This window comes from Kribbella speibonae (genome assembly GCF_004331375.1).
Taxonomy (GTDB): Bacteria; Actinomycetota; Actinomycetes; order Propionibacteriales; family Kribbellaceae; genus Kribbella; species Kribbella sindirgiensis.
Genome location: NZ_SJKC01000003.1, coordinates 829678 through 843325, shown reverse-complemented (window position 1 = coordinate 843325; position 13648 = coordinate 829678). Strand labels below are relative to the sequence as shown.

The 13648-nt window shown below is 68.3% G+C and carries 17 protein-coding genes; 4 read left to right on the top strand and 13 right to left on the bottom strand.

Features of this window, described 5'->3' with window-relative positions; all coding sequences use genetic code 11:
* Nucleotides 1-567: 567 nt before the first annotated feature.
* From E0H92_RS25340 to E0H92_RS25325, 4 genes are read right to left on the bottom strand one after another with little or no spacing between them, the layout of a single operon-like run.
* On the bottom strand, nt 568-1158 hold the full coding sequence (locus tag E0H92_RS25340) for a hypothetical protein (RefSeq protein WP_131497929.1): 591 nt from the start codon (nt 1156-1158) through the stop codon (nt 568-570).
* Nucleotides 1159-1160: 2 nt separating this feature from the next.
* Complete coding sequence (gene rdgB, locus E0H92_RS25335; RefSeq protein WP_131459779.1) at nt 1161-1766, bottom strand: RdgB/HAM1 family non-canonical purine NTP pyrophosphatase; 606 nt, start codon at nt 1764-1766, stop codon at nt 1161-1163.
* On the bottom strand, nt 1763-2479 hold the full coding sequence (gene rph, locus E0H92_RS25330; protein WP_131459780.1) for a ribonuclease PH: 717 nt from the start codon (nt 2477-2479) through the stop codon (nt 1763-1765). The genes rdgB and rph overlap by 4 nt, the downstream gene beginning before the upstream one ends.
* Nucleotides 2480-2503: 24 nt before the next feature.
* On the bottom strand, nt 2504-3361 hold the full coding sequence (locus E0H92_RS25325) for an SGNH/GDSL hydrolase family protein (RefSeq protein ID WP_131459781.1): 858 nt from the start codon (nt 3359-3361) through the stop codon (nt 2504-2506).
* A 146-nt stretch (nt 3362-3507) separates the two neighbouring features.
* On the opposite strand from E0H92_RS25325, the gene E0H92_RS25320 reads away from it, so the two are divergent.
* Both E0H92_RS25320 and E0H92_RS25315 read left to right on the top strand, forming a co-directional pair.
* On the top strand, nt 3508-4680 hold the full coding sequence (locus E0H92_RS25320) for a Gfo/Idh/MocA family protein (RefSeq protein ID WP_131497928.1): 1173 nt from the start codon (nt 3508-3510) through the stop codon (nt 4678-4680).
* A 165-nt stretch (nt 4681-4845) separates the two neighbouring features.
* On the top strand, nt 4846-5664 hold the full coding sequence (locus E0H92_RS25315; RefSeq protein WP_131497927.1) for an SAM hydroxide adenosyltransferase: 819 nt from the start codon (nt 4846-4848) through the stop codon (nt 5662-5664).
* On the opposite strand, the gene E0H92_RS25310 is transcribed toward E0H92_RS25315, so the two are convergent.
* From E0H92_RS25310 to murI, 5 genes are all read right to left on the bottom strand, one after another.
* The gene (locus tag E0H92_RS25310; protein WP_131497926.1) at nt 5665-6249 is read right to left on the bottom strand and encodes an acyl-CoA-like ligand-binding transcription factor; all 585 of its coding nucleotides are present in this window, start codon (nt 6247-6249) and stop codon (nt 5665-5667) included.
* Nucleotides 6246-7742, bottom strand: coding sequence for a DHA2 family efflux MFS transporter permease subunit (locus E0H92_RS25305; protein WP_131497925.1), 1497 nt, complete (start codon nt 7740-7742; stop codon nt 6246-6248). The genes E0H92_RS25310 and E0H92_RS25305 overlap by 4 nt, the downstream gene beginning before the upstream one ends.
* A gap of 60 nt (nt 7743-7802) precedes the next feature.
* Nucleotides 7803-8633, bottom strand: coding sequence for an alpha/beta fold hydrolase (locus E0H92_RS25300; protein WP_131497924.1), 831 nt, complete (start codon nt 8631-8633; stop codon nt 7803-7805).
* The gene (locus E0H92_RS25295) at nt 8614-9360 is read right to left on the bottom strand and encodes an MBL fold metallo-hydrolase (RefSeq protein ID WP_131497923.1); all 747 of its coding nucleotides are present in this window, start codon (nt 9358-9360) and stop codon (nt 8614-8616) included. Before E0H92_RS25295 ends, E0H92_RS25300 begins: the two co-directional genes overlap by 20 nt.
* Before the next feature lie 127 nt (nt 9361-9487).
* Nucleotides 9488-10291 carry a glutamate racemase gene (murI, locus tag E0H92_RS25290; protein ID WP_131293529.1) on the bottom strand — a complete coding sequence of 268 codons (804 nt, stop codon included), beginning with the start codon at nt 10289-10291 and terminating at the stop codon, nt 9488-9490.
* A 198-nt stretch (nt 10292-10489) separates the two neighbouring features.
* On the opposite strand from murI, the gene E0H92_RS25285 reads away from it, so the two are divergent.
* Nucleotides 10490-10822: a hypothetical protein gene (locus E0H92_RS25285; RefSeq protein WP_238173588.1), complete on the top strand. Its 333-nt coding sequence runs from the start codon at nt 10490-10492 to the stop codon at nt 10820-10822.
* Between the two features lie 111 nt (nt 10823-10933).
* On the opposite strand, the gene E0H92_RS25280 is transcribed toward E0H92_RS25285, so the two are convergent.
* From E0H92_RS25280 to E0H92_RS25265, 4 genes are all read right to left on the bottom strand, one after another.
* Nucleotides 10934-11410, bottom strand: coding sequence for a DinB family protein (locus E0H92_RS25280; RefSeq protein ID WP_238173587.1), 477 nt, complete (start codon nt 11408-11410; stop codon nt 10934-10936).
* Between the two features lie 61 nt (nt 11411-11471).
* Nucleotides 11472-12419 carry a PLP-dependent cysteine synthase family protein gene (locus E0H92_RS25275; RefSeq protein ID WP_131497921.1) on the bottom strand — a complete coding sequence of 316 codons (948 nt, stop codon included), beginning with the start codon at nt 12417-12419 and terminating at the stop codon, nt 11472-11474.
* 6 nt (nt 12420-12425) lie between these two features.
* The gene (locus tag E0H92_RS25270) at nt 12426-12704 is read right to left on the bottom strand and encodes a MoaD/ThiS family protein (protein ID WP_131293525.1); all 279 of its coding nucleotides are present in this window, start codon (nt 12702-12704) and stop codon (nt 12426-12428) included.
* 1 nt (nt 12705) lies between these two features.
* Nucleotides 12706-13161 (bottom strand): M67 family metallopeptidase, encoded by a 456-nt coding sequence (locus E0H92_RS25265; protein WP_131497920.1) that lies wholly within the window; start codon nt 13159-13161, stop codon nt 12706-12708.
* Between the two features lie 103 nt (nt 13162-13264).
* Between E0H92_RS25265 and E0H92_RS25260 the strand changes: the two genes are divergently transcribed.
* Entirely contained in the window at nt 13265-13648 is a 384-nt protein-coding gene (locus tag E0H92_RS25260; RefSeq protein WP_131497919.1) for a hypothetical protein, read from the top strand.

Below are 13648 nucleotides of genomic sequence, written 5' to 3'. Positions count from 1 at the left end.
GCTTCGCGTCCACCGCGACGTCTGAGTGGTTGGGCACGCGCGGCGTCGAGCAAGACTGAGCTGACTGGGGAGGATTTGAGACAGGAACTTGTGGCTGCGGACAGGAACTGGTGACAGGCGACAGGCAATAACCTGTTCAAGCGCCCGCGAGCCCGGACCCCGCCCCCACGCACCACTCACCGCCCACACAGCGAACCCCGGTCGGCCCCGCGGGGTGGGGCAGGGCGGCTGGTGCGGCGGATTCTGTGCAGGCCGACAGTACGTATACGTCCACTGTCCGGCGATTCGGCCTGCCGCCCGGTGCGGGGTGGCGGGTAGTAGACGTATACGTACTGTCGAGCTGCCGCTTCCCAGTCGACGGCTACCCGTGAGCGCGGTCAGCCGGCGCCGGGGGAACCGACACCTTCCGGGTACTGGGAACAGGCAATAGCAGGTGCAAGCCCACCAGAACCTGTCACACCGCCCCCGCAGTTCACCCACACAGGAGACAGGAGAGCCGTTCCTTTCCAGATCGGGCAGGTGACTCTCCCCAGATCAACGTGCACCCTCGTGCGAGGGCGGCATGATCTAGTTGCCGATGGCATCCAAGTAGGCTGCGCCGCGGGGTGTGAGGCGGTAGCCGACCTCGAGACTGTAGGTGAGCCCCAGGTTCTTGAGCTTGCGTACGTCGAGTTTGAACGGCGCCGTCTCGCGCCCGACGGACGCCGCCAGGTCCGCGGCCCGGGTCGCCGGCGAGATCTGAATCAACCGAAGCGTCTCCAGAGTCCAGGGACCGTGGTGGCTGAGCTGGTCGAAATGCGAGAGCCGGCCCCGCAGATCCTCCAGGTCCTCAGGAGAAAGAGAAGACTGCGCGGCCAGTTCCTCCCGCGGATCCGGGCCCTCGACCAGGTGGAAGCGGATCAGGAACGTCGGCAACGTGTCGTCGCCCCGCAGCCGGCGCCGGACGTCCTTCGCGTTCTGGCGATCCGCGAGCGCCACGTCCGGGTCGTTGTCGGCGATCAGCTCCGGGTTCACCTCGCGGATGCTGTCGATCTCGATCCGGCCCGCGTTCGTCCGGTAGATCCGCCCCTCGACGACCCGCGGCTCGGCCCACCGCCGGTACGCCACGGTGATCTGCCCGCTCTCGACGCCGTCCTTGTCCGATCCTGCGAACAACATCTCTAGCTCCCCAACGCCTTCGCCACGATCGGGGCCAGCTCGCGCAACGCCTTGCCGCGGTGGCTGATCGCGTCCTTCTCTTCGATCGACAACTCGGCCGTGGTCCGGTCGTACCCCTCGGCCTGGAACAGTACGTCGTACCCGAACCCGCCGGTGCCGCGCAGCTCCCGGATCACCGACCCGCGCATCTCACCGAGCACCATCTCGTCCGGGCCGTCGGGCCGGACAAAAGCGACCGCGGCGACGAACGACGCACCGCGACGCTCGTCCGGCACGTCCTCCAACTGCCCGAGCAGCAGCACGTTGTTCGCATGATTGTCCTTCAAGGGCCCCGACCACCGCGCCGATAGCACGCCGGGCATCCCGTTCAGCGCGTCGACGCAGATCCCGCTGTCGTCGGCGATCGACGGCAGCCCGGTCGCGGCCAGCGCGGCGCGCGCCTTGAGCAGCGCGTTCCCCTCGAACGTCGGCTCGGTCTCGGCGGGTTCGTCGTACGCCGGTACGTCGCCGAGCCCGAGCACCTCGATCCCGGGCACGATCGGCGTCAGGATCCGCCGCAGCTCCTCGAGCTTCTTCTTGTTGTTCGAGGCAAGCAGGACGCGCGTCACGCGAGGGCCTCCTGCTGGATCTTGGCCAGGTCGGCGCAGCCCGAAAGACCCAGTGAGAGCAGGCTGTCCAGCTCAGCGCGGTCGAACGGCGCGCCTTCCGCCGTACCCTGCACCTCGATGAACTTGCCGTCGCCGGTGATCACCAGGTTCATGTCGGTCTCGGCGCGGACGTCCTCTTCGTAGCAGAGGTCCAGCATCGGCACCGAGTCGATGATGCCGACGGACACCGCGGACACCGTCCCGGTCAGCGGCTCACTCTTCAGCAGCTTCTTGTCCCGCAGGAACGACACCGCGTCCGCGAGCGCGACGTACGCACCGGTGATCGCCGCGGTCCGGGTGCCGCCGTCGGCCTGCAGTACGTCGCAGTCGAGCAGGATCGTGTTCTCGCCGAGGGCCTTGTAGTCGATCACGGCCCGCAGCGAGCGGCCGATCAGCCGGGAGATCTCGTGGGTGCGGCCACCGATCCGGCCCTTCACCGACTCGCGGTCCGACCGGGTGTTGGTGGCCCGCGGGAGCATCGCGTACTCCGCGCTCACCCAGCCGAGGCCGGAGCCCTTGCGCCAGCGCGGCACGCCCTCGGTCACACTCGCCGCGCACAGCACCCTGGTGCGCCCGAACTCGACCAGCACCGAGCCCTCGGCGTGGTCGAGCCAGTTCCGGGTCACCGTCACGGGTCGGAGCTGGTCAGCATTACGTCCGTCAATCCGAGCCATACCCAAGACCCTAGTCGCAGTTGCTCAGGTCCGAAGAACCGGCGGGAGCTCCTCTCGCTTCTTCGGACGCAAGCGCATCCCGTCGGTGGCCGGGAGCGACTGCGTCAGCGCCATCCGGGCCGCCCACGGCAGCAGATCGTTCGCCCGTCGGCCGACCCACGGAACCCCTTCCCGGACCAGCCACGCCGCGTCCGCCCACTTGCTCGGCGGCCGATACGCGCAGTCCAGCTCCGGCCGTACGTCGATGCGCAGCCCGCGGACCGCCAGCTCGTCCGCGAACGCCCGGGCGAGCTTGCGATGCCCGCGCTCCGCCGGGTGCAGCCGGTCGACGCTCCAGAAGTCCCGCCGGTACACCTCCGGGTAGTCGGCCATGTCCAGCCGGATCCCGCCGAACCTGGCGTGCAGGTCGTCGAACGCGACGTTGACCTGCTCGATCCGGTGCCACAGCGGCCGCCGCAGCCACCGTGGCAGGCCGAACACCTGGCCGTGGTCGTGGAACCGGACGGTCAGCAGCAACGCACCGCGGGCGGTCAGCTGCTCCGCGCACAGCTGCAGGTGGTCCCGGATCCGGCCGGCGTCGAAGGTGGACCGCAGCGTGTCGTTGACGCCGACGATCAGGGAGGCGAGGTCGATCGGACCGTCGCCGGTAGAGGGCAGTTGCTCGGTCGCGACGACGGGCACGGTGGCGCCGCTGGTCGCGAAGTTGGAGAACGTCACACGGTGGGTGCTGGCCAGGGAGTCGGCGAGCAGCGAGGCCCAGCCCCGCCACCCCTCCCCCGGGCGCGCACCGGCACCGGACAGGTCGGTCGTACTGCTGCCGTTCATCGGGTCCCCGACCCCTACTGTGGTCGAGTCCCCCAGTGCCACGTAGTGGAGGCTCACATTCCGCCATGGTGACGGCACGGAGCGAGACGTCGATGTGCGGCGGGTGACGGACAGCCCAATTCCAACTGGAGGATCGGTGATTGCTTGCCAGAATTGCTCGGAGTTAGGCTGTTGCAAACAACTATGTGCAGGAGTTGCCTGGTATGACTGATCTTCGGTTTGGCGTGGTGGGGCTCGGAGCGCGCAGCCGCATCGCGCAGTACGCGCACCGTCCCGGCGAGGGCTCGGAAGTCGTCGCGGTCTGCGACCCGGTCGCGGGACAGCGGGACCTCGCGCTGGAGCTGTACCCCGACGCCACGGCGTATGCCGACCACTCCGAACTGCTGGACCAGAAGCTCGACGGCGTGTTCCTGACCACGCCCGACGACCTGCACGAGGGTCCGGCGATCGACTTCCTCCAGGCCGGGGTCTCGGTGTTCGTGGAGAAGCCGCTGGCGATCACCACCGAGGGCAGCGACCGGGTCCTGCAGGCGGCGTACGACTCCGGCGCCCGGCTGTACGTCGGTCACAACATGCGCCACATGCCAGTCGTCCTGACGATGCGCCAGCTGATCCAGGACGGCGCGATCGGCGACGTGAAGGCCATCTGGTGCCGGCACTTCGTCGGCCACGGCGGCGACTTCTACTTCAAGGACTGGCACGCGGACCGCAGCCGCACCACCGGTCTGCTGCTGCAGAAGGGCGCCCACGACATCGACGTGATGCACTGGCTGGCCGGCGGCTACACGACCCGGGTGAACGCGATGGGCGCACTCACGCTGTACGGCGGGATCACCGACCGGATGGACCGTACCGGCCAGCGGTTCAAGGACTTCGTGTCCAGTGACAACTGGCCGCCGCTGGAGCAGAAGGGCCTGGCGCCGGTGATGGACGTCGAGGACCTGTCGATGGCGAACCTGCTGCTCGACAACGGGGTCTTCCTCACCTACGAGCAGTGCCACTACACGCCGGACTACTGGCGCAACTACACCGTGATCGGCACCCACGGCCGGCTGGAGAACTTCGGCGACGGGCCGGGCGGCGTGGTGAAGGTGTGGAACAGCCGCCGCTCCGGATACCGCGAGGACGCCGATCTGGTCGTCGAGATCGGCGGCGACAACGAGAACCACGGCGGCGCCGACCCGCACCTGGTGGCCGAGTTCGTGAACTTCGTCCGGGAAGGCGGCGCGACGCTCACCTCCCCGATCGCCGCCCGCGCCGCGGTCGCCGCCGGCTACGCCGCCACCCAGTCCCTGCGCGCGAACGGCGTACCGCAGGACGTCCCGGCGCTGAACCCGGCCCTGGTCAGCTATTTCGACAACGGGCAGACGCGCTGACGGTGCTACTCTCATGGACGTGACCAGGTACGCCGCGATGCGAATGCTGAGCCCTCGATGCGGGAGGACTTCAGCGGCGTAGGCACGTGTGCTTGCAGCGAGAGGCCCCCGATGTCGGGGGCCTCTTTCGTTTCCCCAGCTGCTGCAACCACCCTGGAGTGCCACATGATCACGTACATCACCGACTGTCACGACGGTAACGCCCGCGCCAGACTCAGCATCCGGATCGGTGCCCTGTTCGGCCAGGCGCCGACGATCGTCGCCGCCGACGGACCCGATCCGGAGTCGTTCGCCGCGCTCACCCTCCTGGACTGCCTGCAGGCGCTGGACCTGCTGGGCGAGGAGGGCCACCCCACCATCACCCTGCTGAACATCGCGCCGCGCGACGGCGTTTGGCTGAACGGCGTCCCGTTCTGCTTCTTCCGGTACGGCAAACACCTGGTCGCGAGCACCTTCAACACCCGCGTGCTCTCGCTGGTACGGCGGGAACTCGGCATCGACCACGTCTGCGTGACCGATATCCGCGAGGCGGTCACCGCCGCCGGGTTCGCGCCGGGCGAGGTCGAGACGATCGCCGGTACGCAGTTCCGAAGCCTGTGGTACCTGCCGTTGCTCGCGAAATGGGTCGCCGACGGCCGTGCGATCCCGGCCACCGAGACCGCCGTACCCGAACCGCTCGACGACGAGCCGGTCGTCGCTGTGGTCGACAACTTCGGCAACTGCAAGCTCGACCAGCGCCTCGACCTCGTCCCCGGTGCGACGCTACCCGTTGCCCAGCGCAACGATGACGGCAGTACGACGATCGTCGACGTCACCTGCTACCCGCATCTGACCGCCGTACCGCGGAACGCGCCGGGCATCGTTCCCGGCAGCTCCGGCACCGGCTTTACCGAACTCGTGATCCGCGGCGGCTCGGCGGCCGAATCCTTCGGGTTGCAACCCGGCGACACCCTGCTGGAGCGAGCCGCGGAGAAAGTCGCGTGACTACGGTTCCATCGGGAGTCCGGCGGCGAGCTGGTCGAACGCCTGGTCCAGAATCTCGAGGTACTGCGGAAGCGGGGCATCGATCGCGGTTTGGTACGTCGCCAGGACGACGCCGACGACCGCTCCGGCCCAGGCGCGGACCGCGAAGTCGTCGGTGGGGCGGCTCGTGCGTTCCGCGGCGAGGGTCGCGAGGAGTTCGATGCCCTCGTACAGCTGGTCGAGCATCCGGACCCGGAGCTCGGGGGCGTTCATCACCAGGCGCTGGCGTTCGGACTCCAGCTCCCACTCCTCCGCGGTCAGCGCGTCCATGCTCTGCCGGATCGCTGCCCGGAGTGCCTCGGTCGGGTGCAGCTCAGGCGGCTGGCCGCGGAACATCTCGATCATCACCGGGTCGAGCCGGTCGAGGACGACGGTGTCCTCCTTGGTCGGGAAGTACCGGAAGAACGTCGCCGGCGACACCTCGGCCGCGGCGGCGATCTCCTGGACCGTGGTCTCGGCGTACCCCTGGTCCCGGAAGAGCCGCAGCGCGTGCTCCTGGATCGCCGCCCTGGTCTTCGCCTTCTTCCGCTCCCGCAACCCGCTCATACCTTGATTGTCGCAAGCTCCGGCGCCGTTGCCCGGGTACGGCGGGGCAGGAACGCCAGTGCGAGCACGATGGACACCACCGCGAGGCCGCTGCACGCCCACAACGTCACGTCCATGCCGTCGACGAACGCCGCGCGGGCCGAACGAGTCAGCTCGGGCGAACCGATCGCGACCGCTGCCGAGGCACCGTCCCGAGCGGCGTGGGCCGCTGCCGGTGGAAGGCCCGCGACGTCCAGGTGGTTGCGGTACGCCGCGTTGAGCACCGTGCCGAGGATCGCGACGCCGAGCGTGCCGCCGACCTGGCGCGACGCCTGGATCAGCGCGGACCCGGAGCCGCTCCGGTCGAGGGGCAGTGCGGCGAGGGCGAGCCCGTTCATCGGCGGCAGCGTGAAGCCGATGCTGACACCCACCAGGCTGACCCAGATCGCGGTGAACCCGTAGCCGTCGCCGACCTTCGTGAACGCCCCGAGCGCCAGCCCGACGAGCATCAACGAGAACCCGATGACCACCGAGATCCGCGCCCCGGCCGTCTCGACCAGCCGCTCGGCGACCTTCGCGCCGATCAGCATCCCGCCGATGATCGGCAGCAACCTCAGGCCGGTGTGGAACGCGTCCGCACCCTGCACTGCCTGGAACAGCTGCGGCAACACGAACAGCAGCCCCACCAGCGCGAACGAAGCCAGCGTCGCCAGCACCGTGCCCCAGGTAAAGCCGGCCGACCGGAACAAGGACAGCTCGACCAACGGATCCGTCGTACGCCGGGCCCACGCCCAGAACGCGGTCAGGAAGACCACTCCGGCCGCGATCCCGCCGAGCGTCCACGCCGAGCCCCATCCGTGCTCACCCGCCGCGATGAACCCGTACGTCAGGCACACCAGCCCAGCCGCCGTCAGCATGATGCCCGGTACGTCGATCCGCCGCGACCGGTGCCCGCTGGTCGCCGGAATCAATAGTGCCACTGCAACTAGTCCGATGGCAACTAGTGGCAGATTGATCAGGAAGATCGAACCCCAGCGGTAGTGGTCGAGCAGCCAGCCGCCGAGTACCGGGCCGAGGGGGATGCCGAGCGAGTTCGCCATCAGCCAGATCGTCATCGCGCGCTGCCGTTCCTCCGGGGCAAACAGCAGGTTGAGCAGCGACATCGACAGCGGGATCAGGAACGCCGACCCGATCCCGAGCGCCGCGCGACCCGCGATCAGCTGACCGGGCGAGTCCGCGAACGCGCACGCCGCCGACGCCAGCCCGAACACCACCAGCGCCCCGAGCATCAGCCGCTTCGGCCCGAACCGGTCCCCCAGCAGGCCCGCCGGGAGCAGCAGCGACGCGAGCACCAGCGTGTACGCGTTCGCGAACCACTGCAGCTCGCTCGTCGACGCCTGCAGATCGGTCGCCAGCGTCGGCAACGCGACGTTCAGCACGGTCAGATCCAGCCCGATCACGATCAGGCTGAGCGACATCGCCGCCAGGGCCCACCACCGCCGCGGATCCAGCATGACAAACACCTTTCTGAGATCAACTCTAATTTGAGAGTAGATCTCAGAATTGCGATCTGTCTACCGCAGGGTGCTGCGCAGCACCTCCCGGAAGAGCTCCGGCTGCTCGCGCCACGGTGAGTGGCCGGCGTCCGGGATCAGATGGAAGGTGTGATTCGGGGTGTGGGCGGCGAGGTCTCGGACGGCGAAAGCAGGACGGGGGTCGCCGGCGCCGTGGATGAACGTCACCGGGGCCTGGATCGACGCGGCCCGGGACGTCACCTCGGTCGCCGTCCAGCTGTTCATGTCCGCGGCGAGCGCGCGGTTGGCGGCGAAGTTGATCGGAAGGTCGACGGACGCGCTCTCGTACGCCCACTCCATCGCCCGCTCCCGGTCGGCATGATCGGGAAACCACGACAGCACGCGGAACTCGATCTCCTCGGCCGGCGTGCGCGGGCGGCCCGAGAGGTTGTCGAGCCGGTCCTCCTGCTCAGGGGTCATCCGGCGGGCCCGTTCCGCGGCGTCGTGCGAACGCCAGTCGCCGATGCCGACACCGCCGACGTACACGACACCGGCGACGTGCTCGCCGTACGCCGCGGCGTACGTCATCGCCAGCGAAGCGCCGAAGGAGTGGCCGAGTACGACGATCCGCTCATGACCGAAGTACGCGCGCAACTCGTCGATGTCCTGCGCGAGCCGGGACATCGTTTGCACGTCGGACGGATCACTTCGGCCGCACCCGCGCTGATCGAAGCGGTGGACGACGGTGAGGTCGTCGAGCAGCTCCGCGAAGACGGCGTAGTCGTCCCACAGACCCGGACCGCCGTGCAGGACGACGACCGGCGGCGCCGACGTCGCCGAGCCACTGGTTGCGGTCCACAACCGAACGCCGTCAGATGTCGAAAACGGCATGCGGGGTAGCGATCTCGACCGGTCCGGAGAAGGTGCGACGGGCGTTCTCAGCCTGCGTCACGCGGTCGTACCACGGCGGGACATGCGTAATGACGAGCCGCTTCACATTGGCCTTCTTGGCATGCTCACCAGCATCAGAGGGCGTCAGGTGCAGGTCAACCGGATTGTTCGGCTCGTTGTCCGGCAGCGCGGCCTCGGACAGCAGTACGTCGGCGCCGCGGGCCAGCTCGATCAACGCGTCGTTCGGCCCGGTGTCGCCGGTGTAGACCAGCGACTTGCCGCCGTGCTCGACCCGGATCGCGTACGCCGGTACCGGGTGCACCATCGGCGCGGTGCGGATCGTGAACGGCCCGATCTGCTGAACGTCCTGCCAGGTATGGAATTCCAGCTCCTCCTCCATCCCCGGATCGAGCGGCAGGTCGTAGGCCAGCGCCATCCGTCCCGCCGTACCGGGCGGGCCGAACACGGGGATCCGCGGGATCGGCGCCCCCGGCGCGTAGCGCGCCGCGACGTACAACCCGCACAGATCCATGCAGTGGTCCGGATGCAGGTGGGTCAGACCGATCGCCCCGATCTCCGGGACGGCGAGGTGCCGTTGGAGCGAACCGAGCGCGCCACTACCGAGGTCCAGGATCAGGTTGAACCCGTCGGCGGTGACCAGATAGCTCGAGGCGGCCGAGTCCGGCCCGGGCACAGACCCGGAACAACCGATCACGGTGAGCTTCATACCTGGAACCCTACCGGCGAGTCGACCCCCGCGCAGGACGACCGGTGGCGTCGATTCGGTTACCACACAGGCATCCGGGACGCTTCCGGTGCCTTGGACAACGTCCGGATGCGACTCACGTCACATGTCAGCGGATCCAGGCGAACTGGTCGACGCCGGACAGCACCGGGCCGAGGAAGCGGGAACCGATCGCGGCGAATTCCGCCGGGTCGCCGGTGGTGACGAACCGGTGCGCCGGCGTCGGGAGGTCGTCGGGGCGCAGCAGGCCGGTCTTGGTGAGGACGCCGTACACGTCCTTCGCGCACTCCTCGGCGCTGCTGACCAGGGTCACGTTGTCGCCCATCACGTACGAGATGACACCGGTGAGCAGCGGATAGTGGGTGCACCCAAGGATCAGCGTGTCCACACCGGCCTCGACCAGCGGGTCCAGGTACTCGTGGGCGGCCTCGAGGAGCTCCGGTCCGGACGTCACGCCGGACTCCACGAAGTCCACGAACTTCGGGCACGCCCGCGTGAACAGCTCCACCTGCGGCGCGGCCGCGAATCCGTCTTCGTAAGCAAGCGATTGCGCGGTCGCCTTCGTGCAGATCACGCCGACGCGCTGGTTCCGCGTCGCCGCCACGGCCCGCCGCGCGGCCGGCAGGATCACCTCGACGACCGGTACGTCGTACCGCTCGCGCGCGTCCCGCAGCATCGCGGCACTCGCGGAGTTGCACGCGATCACCAGCATCTTCACGCCGGCCTCGACGAGATGGTCCAGACATTCCAGCGCGTACTCGCGGACCTCGGCGATCGGCTTCGGCCCGTACGGCTGCCGCGCGGTGTCACCCAGATAGAGGATCGGTTCGTGCGGCAACTGATCGAGTACCGCGCGGGCGACGGTGAGTCCCCCGAAGCCTGAGTCGAAGATCCCCACCGGTGCGTCTGCCACGGGAAAATCCTATACGGGTCCGGCGGCGGGCAGATCAGAAGTGCAGCCTTACCTAACCGGCTGGAGCGACACGCCGAGGTTATCCACATCTTTACGTTATGGAATTGCCTTTTCGCGTGATGCGCGCCACTCTGGAGCGATGTTTGTACGACCGCCCCTCGTGATGCCATGGATCTGATGCATCACCTAGCGGTGGTAATGAGTACCACCGCCGCACCAACTCCGCAGCCGGACCACGTCGCCGCCGCAGGCCAAGCGGCCAGTCAGGCAACGGAGTCCGGTAACGGCACAGCAGCCGATATCGCGTCGTCCATCGGACCGACGGGACTCCTGCTGCTGGCGCTGATGGCGATGTTCGCTGCGTACGTCGTCTCGCTGTCGCTGCACCCGAACGCCAAGTGCAACCGGTGCAAAGGTGCCGGCCGGCACCGCGGCAGCATCTTCAGTTACGCCCAACGCCCGTGCAACAGCTGCAAGGGCCGCGGCGTCCACCCCCGACTCGGCCGCAAGGTCCTGTTCAAAGAACCGTAGGAACCATGACGTAATCACCCCTGCAGGTGCCTAAGGCAACAAAGGCGCCACCTATCCCGGACCGGCCCTCCGCCCGCCGTTCCGGTTCCCCTCACTCCTGCACCGATTGGTTCAGCGTCCGGTTCGGCCGTCGAGCTGTTCGCGCAGGATGTCGGCGTGCCCCGCATGCCGGGCGGTCTCCTCGATCAGATGCACGAGCGTCCACCGCCGCGACGGCGCCGTACGCCTGCCCGGCCGCGGCCCCGGTAAGGTGAGGTCGTCCCAGCCTGCGACCGCCGCGTTCGCCTCGGCTCCTGTCTGCGCGTACGCCGCGAGCACCTCCGCCGCAGTCTCGTCAGCTCCCGCGCGGAACGTCGCTTCCCAGTCCGTCACCTCATGCCCCAGCAAGTGGTACCGCTCCACGGCGGTCAGATGCTTCACGAGTCCGAGCAGGCTGGTCCCGGAAGGTACTCCGGGTGCGCGTACCTCGTCCTCCGGCACACCGTCGGCCTTGGCCGCGATCGACGTACGCAGGTAGTCGAGGAAGCCGACGAGTACGTCGCGTTCGCCCGGCGCGGTCGCCGGCGGTCCGGTGTCACGTCTCTTCACCCGGCCAAGCCTCGCGTGCGGCAGGTCCTTCGTGCACAGAAAGTTGCCGGACTGGCAAGGCTCAGGCCCAGAGCTGCCCTTCGAGGCGGTCCTCGGCCTCGTCGATGGTGCCTTCGTAGGCGCCCGTGGACAGGTACTTCCAGCCGCCGTCCGCGACCACGAACGCGATATCGGCCGACTCCCCGTCGCGTACACACTTGGCCGCCTGGCCGAGCGCCGCATGCAGGATCGCGCCGGTCGAGATCCCGGCGAAGATGCCCTCGTTGTCGAGCAGTTCGCGCACCCGGCGGACCGCGTCACGCGGACCGACCGAGAAGCGGGCGTCGATCAGCGTCTCGTCGTACAACTCCGGGACGAAACCCTCGTCGAGGTTGCGCAGGCCGTAGACGAGTTCGCCGTACCGCGGCTCGGCGGCGACGATCCGCACCTCGGGCTTGTGCTCGCGGAAGAACCGGCCGGCGCCCATCAGCGTGCCGGTGGTGCCGAGGCCGGCGACGAAATGCGTGACCGCCGGGAGGTCCTCGAGGATCTCCCGCGCGGTGCCGTCGTAGTGCGCGAGCGCGTTCGACGGGTTGCCGTACTGGTACAGCATCACCCAGTCCGGGTGTTCCTCAGCGACCTGCTTCGCGACCCGGACCGCCTCGTTGGAGCCGCCCGCGGCCGGGGAGGAGATGATCTCGACCCCCCACATCCGCAGAATCTGGCGGCGCTCCTCGGAGGTGTTCTCCGGCATCACGCAGACCATCCGATAGCCGCGGAGCTTGGCCGCCATCGCCAGCGAGATCCCGGTGTTGCCCGACGTCGGCTCGAGGATCGTGTTGCCCGGGCGCAGCCGGCCGTCCTTCTCGGCATCCAGCAGCATCCGCAGCGCGGCCCGGTCCTTGATCGAGCCGGTCGGATTGTGGTCCTCGAGCTTCGCCCACAGCCGCACGTCGGCCGACGGCGACAACCGCGGCAGCCCGACCAGCGGCGTACCGCCGACCGAGTCGAGCAGGCTGTCGAAGCGCATCGGGACTCAGCCGCCCGCGACGGCCGGGAGCACTACGACGATGTCGCCGTCCTTGACCTCGGTCTTCAGGCCGCCGGTGAACCGGACGTCCTCGTCGTTCACGTACACGTTCACGAACCGGCGCAACTCCTCCGGCTCGCCCTCGACGATGCGCTCCTTCAGACCCGCATGGGTCCCGTTCACGTTGTCGATGAACTCGGCCAGGGTCGCGCCGTCGCCGTTGACCGCCTTCGCGCCACCGGTGTAGGTGCGCAGGATCGTCGGCACGCGCAGCTCGATCGCCATCTCAGTCTTCTCCTTCTCTTTCCTCATAAGAACCAACCACGCGTACTTCTTCTTCCGTGACCTTGCCGTCGACGATCCGGTACGACCGGAACTCGACCGGCCCGTCGTACGTCTGGGAGTGCGCGCCGTCGCGGGTGGAGACCAGCACGTAGTGCGAGGTCGGGTACTTCGCGCGGTCGATGTCGGTCCGCGACGGATAGGCCTCGGTCGCGGTGTGCGAGTGGTAGATCACCACCGCCTCCTCGTCCCGGTCCCACATCTCGTCGTACAGCTTCTTCCAGTCGTCCTCGACGAACTCGTAGTACGTCGGCGACATGGCACCGTTCAGCATCGGCACGAACCGCTCGGCCCGATCCGACCCCTCCGGCCCGATCACCACGCCACACGCCTCATCCGGATGATCCTTCCGGGCATGCGCAACGATCGCCTCGTACGTCGCCTTCTCGATCACCAGCACGCCTCTACGGTAGTTGGCCGAAGCGCTGCATCCGGCCGACCGCACTCTGCGTCCAGATAGTGGATGGTTTCGGAGAGTAGTCAACTGGTGATACTGAGCGAACATGAGGGGACTGCGGAAGTACTGGGGTTGGGGCCTGCTGGCCGTCATGCTGACAGCGATCTGGTCGTGGAGCCTCGGGCCCGCGGTGCTGATCGCCGGCTGGGCGCTGGTGACGGCCTATTTCCTGTTCCAGGTACCCGTGTGGTGTGGCGCCGAGGGACGGCAGGGGCCGTGCCGGAACAACTCGTCGGGGATCATGCTCGGGTGCAACCAGGTTCGTCAGCACAAGTTCCAGAAGCTCAAGCTCGCGTTCGTCCCACGCAGATGGCGTGAGCTGAACCGCGGGCTCTGGGTCAACCCGGCGAAGTGTCTGGCCAGTGCGGGAGCAGTCGTCGGCATCGTCACCGGCATCGTGTCGACGACTGTGAGCGTCGTACGCGGCTGA